Source organism: Vibrio mimicus CAIM 602, assembly GCF_000338875.1.
GTDB classification, from domain to species: Bacteria; Pseudomonadota; Gammaproteobacteria; order Enterobacterales; family Vibrionaceae; genus Vibrio; species Vibrio mimicus.
In genome coordinates, this window is the sequence record NZ_AOMO01000033.1 from 128,629 (window position 1) to 144,882 (window position 16,254).

The window sequence follows — 16,254 nt, forward strand, 5'->3', positions numbered from 1 at the left end:
AGTGTGGGTGAGTGGCTGCCGCCAAAAAGCGGGATAAATCGTAAGGACAATCACGGATTACCAGCGATAGTTCGCACTGAGCACAGCACTGCGTGATTGGCCGTAGTAACACCAGTAATCACACCCAGAAACAAATTCGCGATCAAACAGGTTGTTGATGTTGAGCTGCGCTTGCCAGTTTTCTGTGATTTCATAGCCCGCCATCAGATCGACCAAGGTTACACTCGGCACAGTACGATCGCTCGAACGCGGGTTATCTTTTGACTCACCGACATAACGTACGCCGGAGCCAAACGTCCAGCCTTGTAGGCCAAGCTGCGCCGCATCGTAATCCAGCCACGCTGACGCTTGATGTTTCGGGATCAAACCGGCTTGTTGCGTACCCTTGCCACCCGTTTCATCGGTTTTGGCATCCGTGAAGGTGTAGCTGGCGGTCAGTTTCAAGCTATCGGTGACATAACCCACGCTTTCTACTTCAATGCCTTGGGCGGTCATTTCGCCCGTTTGCGTCGCAACAAAAGTGTCCGGATTTGTAACCAGCGCATTTTGTTGGGTGATATCAAACCAAGCCAGGTTGATGTAACCGTCATAAAACTCTGGCTGATACTTCACGCCCACCTCGGTTTGTTCCCCTTTCAGTGCTTATACAACTCACCCGTCGCGCTATCGATGGTGCTTAGAACATCAAACGATTGTGAATAACTGAGGTAAGGCGATACACCATTGCTGGCCAGATACATCAAACCGGCATTGAATGAAAACTCCGCATCGCTGCGGCTTTTACGCTGCATGTTCTTTTGGCTTTCGTTTTCGGTATCGACCCAATCCATGCGCCCACCAATCAGACCAATCCACTGCTGATCCAGCTTGATTTGGTACTGCGCGTACAGGCTCGCTTGCTCTTTGGTAATAGTGCGATCCGCTGCGGAAGATTCATCGATAGGCGTGTAATTGCCATAGATCGGGTTGAACGGATTGATGGTGCCGAAGCTGTAGTTATCTAACTCAACACCTTGAGTTTGATGGCGTTGCAGCTCTAAGCCCATCAACAGCGTGTTTTCAAGACGGGCAGAATCCCACTTCGCCACTGCTTTGTTATCCAAACTCAGGCTTTCGATTGAACCATCACGAAACACAATACCTTGGGTTAGAGTGTCTTTGCTTGGTTTGTCATTAGAAAAAGCATAACTACTGCGTAGATAGAGATCGTTATCGCCGTAATTGAAGGTCTGTGACAGCGCCCAGACATCATTGAGATCATGTTCGAACAAGTAACCTAGTGACACCTGACGACGCTCATACTTGTCGTAATCCGGTTGTCCTAAGTTGGTGGAGGGATCGATATGGCCAAAGTTGGAATCGATTAAGGTTCCCGCCGCAGGGAAAAATGGGTTAGTCGGCACACCGCTGTCTTCCAAAAAGCTCGCCAACAGCGTTAAACGGGTTTGCTCAGAAATATCGATGCTGAGACTTGGCGCAAGATAGTTGCGGCTGGTTTGCGTGCCATTTAGCTGACCATCATTCTCTTTCATCATCGCGACTAAACGGTAACGCACGGAACCTTCTTGGTTCGCGTAATCGGAGATGTCTAAGGTTAAGGTGCGCAGCGCATCATTACCCACTTGTAGACCAACCTCACCTTGTGGAATGTCGGTCGGTTTCTTCTGTACCGCATTGACCACCCCACCCGGAGGCGCCTCACCATACAAAATCGAAGCAGGACCTTTCAGCACTTCAATGCGCTCTAAAGCATAAGGCTCGACCAACCACGTGTAGTAACCATCACGGAACAGGCGGCTGCCATCTTGGTAGGTAGCAGCATCAAAGCCACGCACTTTGAGCCAATCAGTATCATTGTCCGCACCATAAGGTTGAGCCGTCACGCCAGAGGTATAACGCAGCGCTTCATCCAATTTTTGTGGCGCGCGAGCCACAATATCTTCTTGAGTGACAATCGATAGCGCTTTTGGCGTTTCTTGCGCTGGCGTTTCGACTTTTAATGCTGATGCGGTAACCACTAGGGTTTCTAGCTGTTGAGTATCTTGTTCTGTGTTGGCCATGGCCGTTGGAGCAACGACCAAAACCGCTGGAATGAAGTGCAAGCGAAGCGCACGACGGATGTATTGTCCGAGTTGGCTCGGGCGAATATCAGCCATGATAGAAAACCTCTTCTGTGAATTATGAGAATTATTATGATTACTATTTCTTCGGCTGGATTTTACTGACAATTTGATTGATTACAAGAAAAATGAAAACAGTTATCAATTACATTTAAAGAGTAATTTTTATTGTTGAAGTGCTTTGCTCAAACAGGAAATGACGCCGTAGAGATCACTCTAAAGTCGAAAGGAAATGAGACTAGACTTGGGAAGGAGTGAATAATCGAAGGATTAAATATCCCTCAATTATCCATTTAAGTTAGCAAAGTGCCCTTTTAATTCTGGTTACGCGCTTGTTTCTCGGCTTGCTGATCTTTAATGATGCTGAGCAAAGGGGGTAAAAAGCTTCGTTCGTTGTGAGCCGCTGAATCCCAGATTTTGGAAAGCATAAGAGCTTTAGGACAGTGGAATAACAACGACTCCACCTCAATTTTTACCACTAATTTTGGTTTGGTTTTCCCATCGAGACACTGCTCTCGGCTGCTTTCATCAATGTGCAATGAAGCTTTGCCTTTGATTCTGGCTACATCTTCAATACCAGGCACCACAAACAACATACCGACATTTGGGTTAGCCAGTACGTTGGTTAACGTGTCTAAGCGGTTATTTCCCGGGCTATCTGGAAAGGCAAGGGTTTTATCATCTAACACTTTCACAAATCCCGCTTCACCACCTCGTGGTGAAATATCGAAAAATCCATCCGAATTTTGAGAGGCGAGGAAGAACAAAGTGCTGGTTTCGATAAATTTTTTTGTGTGTTTATCAATATGATAAACATCTTTAGTTGTCACTAAAGGAGCTGGCATGCTGTATATTTCCCGGAGTTGCTCCAGGGTTGTAATTTGCGACATGGTGAGCTTCTCTTTGTCTGTCGTGATTGGAACGTAAACTTACAAAAATGTAAATAAGAAACGTTATAAATTGAAAGTGGTTCACATTATCACAATTTCAATCATGACGCAGAGCTTATTGCAGATGCCAGATGCTCCTAGAATGGAGAAAGAATTAAGTTCAGCCTCGACGCAGGAGCTGAGCAATAAACGCCAGCTCCTCATCACCTTGACCAGCTGTGAGCGTTTCTAGCCACAGTGATTGGCTGTAATGCTCGCCGCGCAGCAGTAAATGACAACCTTCGAAATCAACCAACCAAGTGTGCAGATCTGCATCGCACTGCTTTTCCAACACCCGAGCGGAAAGTAGGGCCACCAAACGCTGACCTATCTCAGAAAAAGCATCAAAATCGAAGTTTTCTACGCGCACAATCAAGCGCCCTTCGGCGGCAAGGTATTCGCTTAAGCCAAACTCAGCCATGGTAAGTCAAATGCTCCTGAATCAGATCCAAAAACGGGTCGGCATATTTTTCCAACTTACGCTGCCCTACCCCGTTCACCGCAAGCATCTCGCCATAGGAGGTCGGCAAGATCTCCGCCATATCAATTAAGGTCGCGTCACTGAACACCACATAAGGCGGTAAGCCTTCCTCATCGGCGATCGATTTACGCAGCTTACGCAGTTTGGCAAACAGCTTTTTGTCGTAGTTTTTGCCCGACAATTTGTCGGATTTCGCCGCGCGCGCCGCGGTATCTAAACGCGGTACCGCCAGCTCAATATTCATCTCACCGCGCAGCAGTGGGCGTGCTTCTTCAGTCAGTTGCAGAGTCGAGTTACGCGTGATGTTTTGGTAGAGCATGCCTTTGTGGATCAGTTGGCGGAAAATACTCACCCAGTAATCGTGGCTGTGATCGCGGCCAATCCCATAAGTGGTAATTTTGTCGTGACCATGTTCGCGAATGCGGATGTTCTGCATACCACGCAACACTTCCACCACATAGCCAATCCCGAAGTTTTGATTGACGCGATACACACACGACAACGCTTTGCGCGCCTCTTCAGTGGCATCAAAACGCTTGGGCGGATCGAGGCAGATATCGCAGTTGCCACACGGCTTATCGCGATATTCGCCGAAATAATTGAGCAGCACCTGACGGCGACAAGTTTGCGCTTCAGCAAACGCGCCCATCGCGGTTAGCTTGTGGCTTTCTACTTGCTTTTGCGCGCCATCGGGTTTTTCATCCAGCATGCGGCGCAGCCAGTTCATGTCAGCGGGGTCGTACAACATCATAGCTTCAGCAGGCAGACCATCGCGCCCTGCGCGGCCGGTTTCCTGATAGTAGGACTCGATGTTGCGTGGAATATCAAAATGCACCACAAAGCGCACGTTGGGTTTATTAATCCCCATGCCAAACGCCACAGTCGCCACCACAATTTGCAGGTCATCACGCTGAAACGCCTCTTGTACCCAAGCGCGTTCATCGGCGTCCATCCCCGCATGGTAACTGGCAGCACGAATGTGGTTGCCGCACAGCTTTTCGGTGAGCATTTCCACTTTTTTACGGCTGCCACAATAAATGATGCCGCACTGCCCGCGCTGAGTTTCCAAATAACGGATCACTTGCGAAACTGGCTTGTGCTTTTCCACCAGCATGTAGCGAATATTCGGGCGATCAAAACTGCCCAGATACTGATGTGGCTCATTGAGCTGCAAACGCTGCATGATGTCGTGACGCGTCGCGTCATCAGCTGTCGCAGTAAGTGCCATCACAGGGATATTGGGGAAACGCTGCTTAAGCTGGCCTAGCGATGCGTATTCGGGACGAAAATCGTGTCCCCATTGCGAAATACAGTGCGCTTCATCGACCGCAATCATGGCTAAAGGCAGATTGCTGAGACGCTCGATAAACTCTGCCGTCAGCACTCGCTCCGGCGACACATACAGCAGCTTGAGCTGCCCAGCGTGCATGCGGTTGTAAATCGCGATCAGCTCTTCGCGCGCCAAAGTAGAATTCACACACTCTGCCGCCACACCGTTGGCTTTGAGTTGGTCAACCTGATCTTTCATCAGAGAAATCAGGGGAGAAATGACTAAATGTGACCCCTTCACGCACTAGCGCAGGGATCTGATAGCAGAGTGATTTTCCGCCGCCGGTGGGCATGATGACTAAGCTATCACACCCCGCCAACGCCGCCTCAATCACCTCTTGCTGACCGACGCGAAATTGCTGATAGCCAAACACCTCGTGCAAAACACGTTCGGTTGTGACAGGGAGAGCAGGAGTTTCAGCCATTAAGGTTGCGGTCATATCGGTAGAATGCAAAGTGTGTGTCATGGGGTAGCCAACGAGCTGGCTATTGTAGAGGGGTTGCCCGGTGAATAAAACCGCAAAATACGTACAGGTTGTGATTCTCAGGTTATAATCCGATCCCGCCGCAACCAAAGCGGCCATAAAGATCACAAGAGAAGCCGTCGATGACTCCCGATCAACACAACGCCAGAAAAGGTATCTTGCTTGCGATTAGCGCCTACACCATGTGGGGTGTAGCACCGATTTATTTCAAAGCGCTTGGAACTATATCCGCACCAGAAATCCTCAGTCACCGTGTACTGTGGTCGTTTATTTTACTGGCGGTGCTGATCCATTTTGGTCGTCGCTGGCGCAACGTGGTCAACGTGGTACAAGCACGACGCAAGTTTTGGCTCTTATTGCTCACTGCCCTATTAGTTGGCGGTAACTGGTTGCTTTTTATCTGGTCAATCAACGCCAATCATATGCTGGATGCCAGCTTAGGCTACTACATCAATCCACTGCTCAACGTGCTGCTCGGCATGCTGTTTTTGGGCGAGCGACTGCGTAAATTACAGTGGTTTGCAGTAGCGCTTGCGGCTATCGGGGTCGGTGTTCAGCTGGTGGTGTTTGGTTCAGTACCTATCGTGGCAATTGCCCTTGCCACCACTTTCGGCTTTTACGGTTTGCTGCGTAAGAAAATCCAAGTGGATGCGCAAACAGGACTGTTTCTGGAAACGCTGTTCATGCTCCCTGCGGCAGCCATTTATCTGTTTTGGTTCGCCGACAGCGCCACCAGCAATATGATGCTCAATGATTGGCAACTCAATCTACTGCTGGTATCAGCGGGGGTAGTCACGACTTTACCTTTACTCTGCTTTACCGGAGCTGCAGCACACCTCAAACTCTCTACGTTAGGGTTTTTCCAATACATTGGCCCAAGTTTGATGTTTTTACTGGCAGTGTTGGTTTATGGCGAAGCTTTCACCAGCGATAAAGCCATCACCTTTGCCTTTATTTGGAGCGCTCTTGCGGTGTTCAGTTTTGATGGTTTAAAAGCCGGGCGAGCAGCTCGCCGCGCGCAACAAAATTAAGTCACATGAGGTAAGCAATCTCTTGCTTACCTCCCCTTTCCCTCGAAAAACATCATCAATTCCAAGCTCATTCAATCCTGAGACATTGCTGCATAAATCGTCGATTTAACCAACAACCCTCTAGAACCATGCTTTAACCTCCCGTTAACATAAACGCTTCATTACAACCAAAATGGAGATGGGCATGAATTGGACTCATACACCATTGGCGCTTCCTGCGCTGATTTTTGCCATTGCTGCACAAGCTACACCCAATCAAACCACGGATGCTGTTGCGCCAGAACAAGCCACCGGCTTTGAGTACAAACAGTTAGTCAAAGCCAAAAACTGGATGGTCACGGCGGCTAACCCACTAGCGACCGAAGCGGGGGCTTCGATTTTACGCCAAGGCGGTAATGCGATTGATGCCATGGTGACGACACAATTGATGCTGGGATTGGTTGAACCACAATCGTCCGGCATTGGTGGTGGATCATTTTTGGTCTACTGGGATGCCAAGAAAAAAGCCCTAACTACCTACGATGGCCGTGAAACTGCACCACTGAACGCCACGCCTGAACTGTTTCTGGATAATGCTGGCCAGCCAATGAAATTCTACGATGCCGTGGTAGGCGGTCGCTCGGTAGGCACACCCGGCACGGTAAAACTGCTTTGGGAAACCCATCGCCAATATGGCAAGCTGGAATGGGCACACCTGATTGAACCCGTAGCAAAACTCGCCGAGCAAGGATTTGAGGTGAGTCCTCGCCTCGCCACACTCATTGCGGAAGATAAAGAGCGTTTAGGCCGTTTTCCTGCCACCAAAGCGTATTTCTTCGATGCGCAGGGAGAACCACTTAAAGCGGGCACCTTACTGAAAAATCCTGAGTACGCTGCCACTCTCAAAGCCATAGCACAGAAAGGAGCCTCGGCTTTCTATCAAGGTGATATTGCCAAAGACATCATCGCGACGGTACAAAATGCTCCGGGCAACCCTGGTGTGATCGCTCAACAAGATTTTGATACGTACCAAGTCAAACAGCGTGCGCCAGTGTGCGCGGCTTACCAAACTTACCAAGTCTGCGGCATGGGTTTACCCAGCTCAGGCGGTTTGACGGTGGGACAAATTCTGGCACTCACCGAGCAGTATGATCTCAAAGGTTGGGGCGCTCAGGATGTGAAATCATGGCAAGTACTGGGTGATGCGTCACAACTGGCGTTTGCCGATCGCGGCTTGTACATGGCGGATCAAGATTATGTGCCCGTCCCGACCCAAGGCTTATTGGATAAAGCCTATTTGGCCGAACGCGCCAAGCTGATCCAACCCGGTAAAGCGCTGACCAGTGCTCCGGCAGGCACCCCGCCTTGGTATCATGCGCAACTACGCAGCCCAGATCAGTCGATTGAACTGCCCTCCACCAGCCACTTTAATATTGTCGACCGTGATGGCAATGTAGTGTCGTACACCACGTCTATCGAAAACGCGTTCGGTTCACGCTTGTTTGTGCGCGGCTTTTTGCTCAACAACGAACTGACCGACTTCTCGTTTGCTACGCAAAGTGAAGGTCGCCCAATTGCCAATCGCCTAGAGCCGGGCAAACGCCCACGTTCATCGATGGCACCCACCATTGTCTTGCAAGATAACCAACCCTATCTGGCGATTGGTTCACCCGGTGGCAGCCGAATTATTGGCTATGTCGCTCAAGCGATCGTTGCTCACACCCAATGGGACATGGACATTCAAGCCGCGATCAATCAACCGCATGTGCTGAATCGTTTTGGGGAGATGGAACTAGAACAAGGTACGCCAGCCGAGCAGCTCAAGCCAGCGCTAGAAAGCTTGGGGGCGAAAGTGGGGATCAAAGAACTCAACTCCGGCCTACACGCCATCCGTATTACTGCGCAAGGTCTTGAAGGGGCAGCCGACCCTCGCCGTGAAGGCATCGCCGTCGGCGAGTAACCCTTCTTAAACATAAGATAGCGATGAGGTTTCCCCCATCGCTATCTACTCATACTTAGCACCGTGAATACACATCAACCAGAACCAAGACTCGTGATCATTTTTTGCAAGACAGTCGCAACAAGGCTGGATAAACTCGTGTTAATGATGACCTTAGTGCCCTCAACTTTATGGATAAAGTGACCTATACCCAAACAGCCAATCCGGCGATCAGTTTGATTGATGCAGACTATCGCCAGTTTGCGTTTGAGCGTCACTATCATCTGGATATCCATATTGGCCTTATCACTCAAGGCACCCAACGCTTTTATCACCAAGGCACTTGGCATCAAGTGGGGCAAGGCGGCGTGGTGTTGATGTCTCCCGATGAACTGCATGATGGGCAAGCACATAATGAATCCGGTTATCAAGTTCAGGTGTTTTCGATTGAACCCACTTGGCTACAACAAACCTTAGAGGCTCATCGCATTGAACAGGTGATCGCCTTTAAGCAGTTAGTGATTGATGATGTCACGCTCTTCCACCCCCTACTTCAGTTACACCACACGATGAAGCAGGAAAACCTCAGCCAGCTCGCTAAAGATTGCTTACCGTTTCAGGGGTTCGCGCCTTTATTAGAGCGCTACAGCCATTTAACCCCACCCGCCGTTAAACCCTTGGGTAAACACAACCTCGCTTTGCTCAAAGAGTTTGTGTTAAGTCAGCTTGACCAACCCATTCGCTTAGAACAATTAGCACAGCTATGCCAACTCTCTCCCACCCAATTTCAACGCCATTTTAAAGCGCAAACGGGCATTACACCTTATGCTTGGCTGATGCGGTTGCGGCTGGAACAAGCGATGAAGCTATTGCAAAGCGGAACCTCAGGTACCGATGTTGCCCACCAAGTTGGCTTTTATGATCAAGCCCATTTCAGCAAAGCGTTCAAAGCCACTTTTGGCCTTTCTCCCTCTTTAATCCATCGTTTTTCTTAAAGGCACTGTCAGAAATTTACAAGCTCATCACTCTCACCACGCGGCATACTGTGCCAACAACGTGAGGAGAAAGCATGAACGAAGTATCCATCTTAGCCACCTTAGCAGGGGTGCATTTTATTGCCTTATTAAGCCCGGGACCGGATGTTGCTTTGGTGGTACAAAACGCCACTCAGCGCGGCCGTAAAACCGGAGTCATGATTGCTTTGGGATTATCGTGCGGGATTTTAATCCATTTGATCTTGAGCCTGACTGGCATCAGTTACTTGGTCAAACAACAGCCATTGCTGTTTAACCTGTTACAGCTCGCGGGTGGTAGTTATTTGTTTTATCTGGGAATCGGAGCTTTGAAAGCCGTCATGGAGACTAAAGCCTGCACTAAGGCCAGTGTTGAGCCATCAAGCAATCCAGCCATTCCGTTACTGGGAAATCGACGTCAAGCCTTTGCCAAAGGCATGATGACCAACTTACTCAACCCAAAAGCATTAGTGTTTTTCGTCAGCTTGTTATCCAGTCTTATCCCGGCCAGCATGTCGGTTTCAGGCAAAATCAGTGCCGCACTGATTTTGGTGAGTTTATCGCTGATTTGGTTCTCAAGCTTAGCTTGGTTGCTCACCACCCCAGCGATGCAACAACGCATGCAGCGCATTACTCGAACGGTAGATGGCATCTGCGCACTGGTCTTTATTTTGGCGGGCGGCACGATTTTATGGCAAGCCAGCCGAGCGATTGCACTATCGATGGACATAGTGTGAGCCTACTTTTACCCGTCAGCGTGTGAGAGATCTCTTACAAAGCGGTAGGACAATTTCGATTTTTTTTGCAAGAAACACTGACAGATTAAATATAACTCTTTGTTTTTAATGAAAACAAATAAGGATTTATTCTTAAGTCGAGAAAGAAATCGATTTCATTTGCTTGTTCAGAAAATTCATCTTAGTAAGATGAATCTCGTCGGAAGGATACTGACACGGAACAGGAAAGCACCACGGATTGGTGATCTTCAGGAAGAAGAGTCGGACATTCAGGATGAATGCTCGGCAAGGAAAGCGAAACAGGACATTGAACGGACGCAATCGTTGCTAGGATGGTAACGACAAGGATGGGAAATGGACACCTCTGGACGAGGCACGGACTGAACATCAGGATGATGACAGGGACACCGCTCAGGGAACAAGTGATGTGAACTCACGAGGATTGTGAGTCGTAATGGATGACACAGGACACCGCTAGGAAGGCGATGCAAGGATTGAGCTGACGGATTTCAGCGTACTATCAAGGATTTGATGCATGGAGCACCTTTAGTAGCTGGAATGCTGCGAGTAAGACTCTAACCCCGGTGGGCTTGCCCCCGGGGTTTTCTTTTATAGTCGTTTTTACATACCGAACAATGGAAACTAATAGATATTGCCCCTTTGCAGAGAGGCAATGAAAAGATGCTATGAAATAAAAAGAAGCGACGAAAAGTGGCTTACACCTTCTCTAATCTTGCGTAAGCCGTAACTAACCATTTAATGCCTTCGCCATTAAACGCAACCTGCACTCGGCTTTGTGGGCCACTGCCTTCAAAGTTAATGATGGTGCCTTCACCAAATTTCGGGTGACGTACCCGTGAACCCAAACTAAAACCAGTTTCGTTAAAACTCTCTTTAACCACCGTTTGGCTAAAGCGTCCCGTGCTGGTTGGGCGGCTGACTTGTGCTTTCATGCGCACTTCATCCAAACAACCTTCTGGCAGTTCACGAATAAAGCGTGAGGGTTTGTGATACTTGTCTTGCCCGTACAAGCGGCGCATCTCAGCGTAAGTGATGTACAACTTTTGCATCGCACGTGTCATGCCGACATAACACAGGCGGCGCTCTTCTTCGAGGCGACCCGCTTCTTCGGCAGACATTTGGCTGGGGAACATCCCCTCTTCCACACCCACCATAAACACCAGCGGGAACTCCAACCCTTTGGCGCTATGCAAGGTCATCAGCTGTACCGCATCATCATGTTCATCGGCTTGGCCTTCACCCGCTTCCAGTGCCGCATGGGTCAAAAACGCGGTCAGCATAGTCATATCCTGCGCTTCTTCTGGCTTTTCAAACTGGCGCGTTGCCGTCACCAGCTCTTCCAAGTTTTCAATTCGCGCTTTGGATTTTTCGCCTTTCTCCTGCTGATACATCTCAAACAGACCAGAGGTTTTCACCGCATGGTCAGTCAGCACATGCATCGGCATGTCGATGCCTTCCTCTTCCAAGGCATTGATCAGCTCAACAAAGCGACTCAGCGCGCCAGCGGCACGCCCCGTTAGCACTTGGTCATTGAGCAGACCGATACTGGCATCCCACAAGGTGCAACCGCGATCACGCGCCGCAAAACGAATGGTATCGAGCGTTTTATCACCCAAACCACGAGGCGGTGTATTAATCACCCGCTCAAACGCCGTATCGTCATTGCGGTTGGCAATCAAGCGCAGATAACTCAGTGCATCTTTGATCTCTTGGCGCTCGAAAAAGCGCATCCCGCCATAAATGCGGTAGGCCAGGTTGGCTTGCAAGAGTGCCTCTTCCAGTACCCGCGACTGGGCGTTGTTACGGTACAAAATCGCACAATCGGTCAGTGTGCCGCCCTGTTCCTGCCAGCCTTTGATCTTGCTGACTACAAAGCGCGCTTCATCCAACTCGTTATACGCCGAGTAAACCGAAATGGGCTCACCGACCAAACCTTCGGTCCAAAGCTGTTTACCCATCCGCTCGCTGTTATTGGCAATCAACGTGTTCGAGGCTTCCAGAATGGTTTTGGTGGAACGGTAGTTTTGTTCCAGTCGAATGGTATTCACGCTTGGAAACTCGAGGGTAAATTTCTCGATGTTTTCCACTCGCGCACCACGCCAGCCGTAAATCGACTGGTCATCATCACCAACGATCATTACGTTCGACTGTGCGCCTGCCATCATGCGTAGCCAAGCGTACTGAATCGCGTTGGTATCTTGGAATTCGTCGACCAAAATGTGCTTAAAGCGCGCCTGATAATGCTCACGAATATGCTGATTACCACGCAGTAGCTCTAAAGTACGCAGCAAAATCTCCGCGAAATCGACCAAGCCGGCGCGATCGCACGCTTCTTGGTAAGCGGTGTAGAGCTTGAGGTAAGTTTGAGTAACCGGATCAAACGCATTGATATGCGCTGGGCGCAGACCTTCATCTTTTTGATTGTTGATCCACCACGCCACTTGGCGTGCCGGCCACTGTTTGTCATCCAAATTATGCGCCTTGATAAGGCGTTTAAGCAGACGCTGCTGATCATCACTGTCGATAATCTGGAAATCTTCCAGCAACTTAGCGTCCAGATAATGAGCGCGCAAGATACGGTGGCAAATGCCGTGGAAAGTGCCACACCACATGCCAGAGGCGGTGCCATGCATCAACTCTTCAATTCGGCCGCGCATTTCGGCTGCGGCTTTGTTGGTAAAGGTCACCGCCATCACCGAAAACGGCGAGGCCTCTTCCACCGACATCAACCACGCAATCCGGTGTACCAGCACGCGGGTTTTACCACTGCCGGCACCGGCCAAAATCAGTAAGTTTTCCAGTGGCGCTGCCACCGCTTCGCGTTGTTTATCGTTGAGACCGTCGAGCAATAGAGAGGGATCGATCATGACTTCGCCACTGGTTATTTATACATAGTGGCGGCGATTATAACCCCAAGTGCAGCATATACCCAAACGTCTTAAATCGGCGAAGCTGTTGCCGGAAAAATTTCAGCCCACACAAGGTGGGCTGAATAGGTTGGATTAAGCAGCAATCCCCGCGTGACGCAGCAAAGCATCGATTTGCGGCTCACGGCCACGGAAGCGCTTAAACAGCTCCATAGGCTCTTCACTGCCACCCATTTCAAGGATGTTGTTGAGGAAGCTCAGCCCCGTTTCGTGGTTGAAAATGCCTTCTTCTTCAAAGCGTGAGAACGCATCCGCCGAAAGCACTTCGGCCCACAAGTAACTGTAGTAACCAGCACTATAGCCACCAGCAAAAATATGGCTAAAGCTGTGCGAGAAGCGGTTCCACTCCAAGCCCGGCAGCACAGCCACTTTCTTTTTCACTTCTGCCAAGGTTTCCAGCACTTTCGGCCCTACTTCTGGGTCGTAAGTCGTGTGCAGAGTGAAGTCGAACAATCCGAACTCCAACTGGCGCAGAATAAACATCGCCGATTGGAAGTTTTTCGCCGCCAGCATTTTATCCAGCATAGCTTTCGGCAGTGGCTCACCCGTTTGGTAATGACCGGAAATAAACGCCAGCGCCTCTTCTTGCCAACACCAGTTTTCCAAGAATTGGCTTGGCAGCTCGACCGCATCCCAAGGCACACCATTGATACCCGACACCGCGCCCACTTCCACTTGCGTCAGCATATGATGAATGCCGTGGCCAAATTCGTGGAACAGAGTCGTTACTTCATCGTGGGTAAACAGCGCAGGCTTATCACCCACTGGGCGGTTGAAGTTACAAGTCAGGTAAGCCACCGGCGTTTGCAGTGCGCCATTGTCGGTGCTGCGACGCACACGGCACTCATCCATCCACGCGCCGCCGCGTTTGTGTTCACGCGCATACAGGTCGAGATAGAAGCTGCCACGCAGCGTTCCTTTTTCGTCAAAAATATCGAAAAAGCGCACTGATTCGTGCCATACATCAACCCCTTGGCGCTCTTTGACTTGCATACCAAACAAGCGGTTCAGCACTTCAAACAGGCCATTCACTACCTTGTGCTCAGGGAAGTAAGGACGCAGCTCTTCATCGGAGATTTCAAACAGATACTGCTTTTGCTTTTCGCTGTAGTAAGCAATATCCCACAGCTCAAGCTGCTTCACTCCAAACTCACTTTCCGCAAATTGGCGTAGCTCTTCCACTTCGCGCTCACCTTGTGGTTTGGCTTTGCTGGCAAGATCATTTAAGAAACCAAGCACTTGATCAGTGGTTTCGGCCATTTTAGTGGCCAGCGATTTTTCGCTGTAAGTGCTAAAGCCGAGCATACGGGCAATTTCATGGCGCAGTTTCAGTTGCTCAGCAATGATTTCGCTGTTATCCCACTTACCCGCATTCGGGCCACGATCCGAAGCACGTGTCACATACGCTTCATACACTTCTTTGCGCAGCGCTTGGTTATCACAGTAAGTCATCACTGGTAGGTAAGATGGAATGTCTAACGTCAGCAGATAACCGTCTAAACCTTTACCTTGGGCTGCCGCTTCTGCCGCCGCTAACGCAGACTCCGGCATGCCCGCCAGTTCGTTCACATCCGTAATGTGCTTGGTCCAACCCATAGTGGCATCCAGCACGTTGTTAGAGAACTTAGAGCCAAGCTCAGACATACGCTTGCTGATTTCGCCATAGCGCTTTTGCTCTTGCGCTGGCAAGCCAATGCCTGACAACTCAAAATCACGCAGACTGTCAGTGATGGTTTTTTGCTGCGCACGCGTTAATGCAGCAAAGCCTTCGCTCTCTTTTAAGGTTTTGTACGCTTCAAACAGGCCTTTGTGCTGACCAACCCAAGTGCCATATTCAGAAAGCAGCGGCAGGCAGCTTTCATACGCTTCACGCAGTTCATCGCTGTTCACAACAGAGTTCATGTGGCTGACTGGTGACCAGATGCGGCTTAGGCGATCATCCACCGCTTCAATCGGGGCAATCACGGTTTCCCAACTCGGCTGTGGGTTATCGGCCAGAACCTGATCTATGGTGTGGCGACAATCCGCTATCGCCTGTTCAACCGCTGGCTTTACGTGCTCCGGTTTAATCGCAGAAAACGGCGGCAGATCCGTAAAGGTAAGAAGTGGGTTTGACATAAAAAGATTCCTTTTCATCATAGAGACAGGCCGAATTTTGACCTGGGAGTTATGCTAGTAAATATAGGTAGCAGAATGATTTTTCAATAGGAGGCGGTAGGAAAAGCGTTGCAAAATACGACTCAGTCGCGCCTTTCGCTACACAAAAAACCGCGGCTTTACGCTGCGCTCTGCGCCATAAATCGGTATATAATCAAGCCAATATTTTTATTTCTATTACTAGCGGCAGGCTGAACAGCCTCTAGTACAGCGCCCCTTGAAGGGTTTGAGAGTCTATTTTGTTAAGTTACCGACACAGTTTCCATGCGGGCAACCATGCGGATGTGCTGAAGCATATCGTGCAGAGCCTGATCCTCAATTCTCTGCAACAAAAAGAGAAACCTTTCGTCTACCATGATACCCACTCCGGTGTCGGACGTTACGATCTGACTCATGAATGGTCGGAGAAAACCGGCGAATACAAACAAGGGATTGCAAGAGTCTGGCAACAAGACAAGATTCCAGCGGAGCTCGATAGCTATCTGGATGCGATTCGCCAGCTCAATCAAGGAGAGACTCTGCGTTACTACCCAGGTTCACCCCGTGTGGCACGTGCCCATCTGCGTGAGCAGGATCGTATGGTGCTGACCGAACTCCACCCAAGCGATTACCCATTGCTGGAGCAAGAGTTCCATCGTGACCGCCAAGTCTCTATTTATAAAGAAGATGGCTTCGCGCGCCTGAAAGCCAGTTTGCCGCCGCAAGAGCGCCGCGGCTTAGTGCTGATTGACCCGCCTTATGAGCTCGCCAAAGAGTATCGCGACGTAGTGCAAGCGATCGCTCAGAGTTACAAACGCTGGGCAACCGGCATCTATGCAATTTGGTATCCGGTGGTCAATCGCTGCGATATCGATGACATGCTAGAAGGCTTACAAGGTTTAGGGATTCGCAAAATCTTACAAATTGAGCTTGGTGTCTCTCCCGATACTAACGAACGCGGCATGACGGCTTCCGGCATGATTGTAGTGAACCCGCCATGGACGCTGGAAAGCCAGATGCAGACCATTTTGCCTTTCCTCAAACAGGCGATTGCCCCTGCAACGGGACATTACAAAGTTGAATGGGTCGTGCCTGAATAATCGGCTTTTTCATCAAGGCAGGTGGAT

Annotated in this window: 9 protein-coding genes and 2 pseudogenes; 5 read left to right on the top strand and 6 right to left on the bottom strand. The window is 49.8% G+C overall.

Going from position 1 to position 16,254, the window contains the following annotated elements; all coding sequences use genetic code 11:
- Positions 1-57: 57 nt before the first annotated feature.
- The 4 genes and pseudogenes from fhuA to recQ form a co-directional block, all read right to left on the bottom strand.
- Positions 58-2,156 (bottom strand): annotated as a pseudogene (gene fhuA, locus D908_RS0119490) (TonB-dependent siderophore receptor FhuA).
- 278 nt (positions 2,157-2,434) lie between these two features.
- On the bottom strand, positions 2,435-3,010 hold the full coding sequence (locus tag D908_RS08265; protein ID WP_000078445.1) for an MSMEG_1061 family FMN-dependent PPOX-type flavoprotein: 576 nt from the start codon (positions 3,008-3,010) through the stop codon (positions 2,435-2,437).
- A 160-nt stretch (positions 3,011-3,170) separates the two neighbouring features.
- Positions 3,171-3,470: a DUF3630 family protein gene (locus tag D908_RS08260; protein ID WP_005524920.1), complete on the bottom strand. Its 300-nt coding sequence runs from the start codon at positions 3,468-3,470 to the stop codon at positions 3,171-3,173.
- Positions 3,463-5,299 (bottom strand): annotated as a pseudogene (gene recQ, locus D908_RS0119495) (ATP-dependent DNA helicase RecQ). Before recQ ends, D908_RS08260 begins: the two are co-directional and overlap by 8 nt.
- Before the next feature lie 167 nt (positions 5,300-5,466).
- On the opposite strand from recQ, the gene rarD reads away from it, so the two are divergent.
- From rarD to D908_RS08240, 4 genes are all read left to right on the top strand, one after another.
- On the top strand, positions 5,467-6,375 hold the full coding sequence (rarD, locus tag D908_RS08255; protein ID WP_005524922.1) for an EamA family transporter RarD: 909 nt from the start codon (positions 5,467-5,469) through the stop codon (positions 6,373-6,375).
- Positions 6,376-6,559: 184 nt separating this feature from the next.
- Positions 6,560-8,314 (top strand): gamma-glutamyltransferase, encoded by a 1,755-nt coding sequence (ggt, locus tag D908_RS08250; RefSeq protein WP_005524923.1) that lies wholly within the window; start codon positions 6,560-6,562, stop codon positions 8,312-8,314.
- Between the two features lie 170 nt (positions 8,315-8,484).
- A complete protein-coding gene (locus D908_RS08245) occupies positions 8,485-9,288 on the top strand; it encodes an AraC family transcriptional regulator (protein WP_005524924.1) in 804 nt (267 codons plus the stop codon).
- A 74-nt stretch (positions 9,289-9,362) separates the two neighbouring features.
- Complete coding sequence (locus D908_RS08240; RefSeq protein WP_005524925.1) at positions 9,363-10,043, top strand: LysE family translocator; 681 nt, start codon at positions 9,363-9,365, stop codon at positions 10,041-10,043.
- A gap of 716 nt (positions 10,044-10,759) precedes the next feature.
- On the opposite strand, the gene uvrD is transcribed toward D908_RS08240, so the two are convergent.
- Together uvrD and prlC are read right to left on the bottom strand one after the other, a co-directional pair.
- Positions 10,760-12,931, bottom strand: a complete 2,172-nt coding sequence (uvrD, locus tag D908_RS08235; RefSeq protein WP_005524926.1) for a DNA helicase II — start codon at positions 12,929-12,931, stop codon at positions 10,760-10,762.
- A gap of 135 nt (positions 12,932-13,066) precedes the next feature.
- Entirely contained in the window at positions 13,067-15,109 is a 2,043-nt protein-coding gene (prlC, locus tag D908_RS08230; protein ID WP_005524927.1) for an oligopeptidase A, read from the bottom strand.
- Positions 15,110-15,387: 278 nt separating this feature from the next.
- Here prlC and D908_RS08225 point away from each other — a divergent pair, with 278 nt between their 5' ends.
- Positions 15,388-16,227: a 23S rRNA (adenine(2030)-N(6))-methyltransferase RlmJ gene (locus D908_RS08225; protein WP_000954218.1), complete on the top strand. Its 840-nt coding sequence runs from the start codon at positions 15,388-15,390 to the stop codon at positions 16,225-16,227.
- Positions 16,228-16,254 lie beyond the last annotated feature (27 nt).

Bases quoted from the DNA above. Each gene is read 5' to 3' on its own strand.
- D908_RS08265 (WP_000078445.1), bottom strand. From the start codon at position 3,010: ATGTCGCAAATTACAACCCTGGAGCAACTCCGGGAAATATACAGCATG.
- ggt (WP_005524923.1), top strand. From the start codon at position 6,560: ATGAATTGGACTCATACACCATTGGCGCTTCCTGCGCTGATTTTTGCC.
- prlC (WP_005524927.1), bottom strand. From the start codon at position 15,109: ATGTCAAACCCACTTCTTACCTTTACGGATCTGCCGCCGTTTTCTGCG.
- D908_RS08245 (WP_005524924.1), top strand. From the start codon at position 8,485: ATGGATAAAGTGACCTATACCCAAACAGCCAATCCGGCGATCAGTTTG.
- D908_RS08260 (WP_005524920.1), bottom strand. From the start codon at position 3,470: ATGGCTGAGTTTGGCTTAAGCGAATACCTTGCCGCCGAAGGGCGCTTG.
- D908_RS08240 (WP_005524925.1), top strand. From the start codon at position 9,363: ATGAACGAAGTATCCATCTTAGCCACCTTAGCAGGGGTGCATTTTATT.
- rarD (WP_005524922.1), top strand. From the start codon at position 5,467: ATGACTCCCGATCAACACAACGCCAGAAAAGGTATCTTGCTTGCGATT.
- uvrD (WP_005524926.1), bottom strand. From the start codon at position 12,931: ATGATCGATCCCTCTCTATTGCTCGACGGTCTCAACGATAAACAACGC.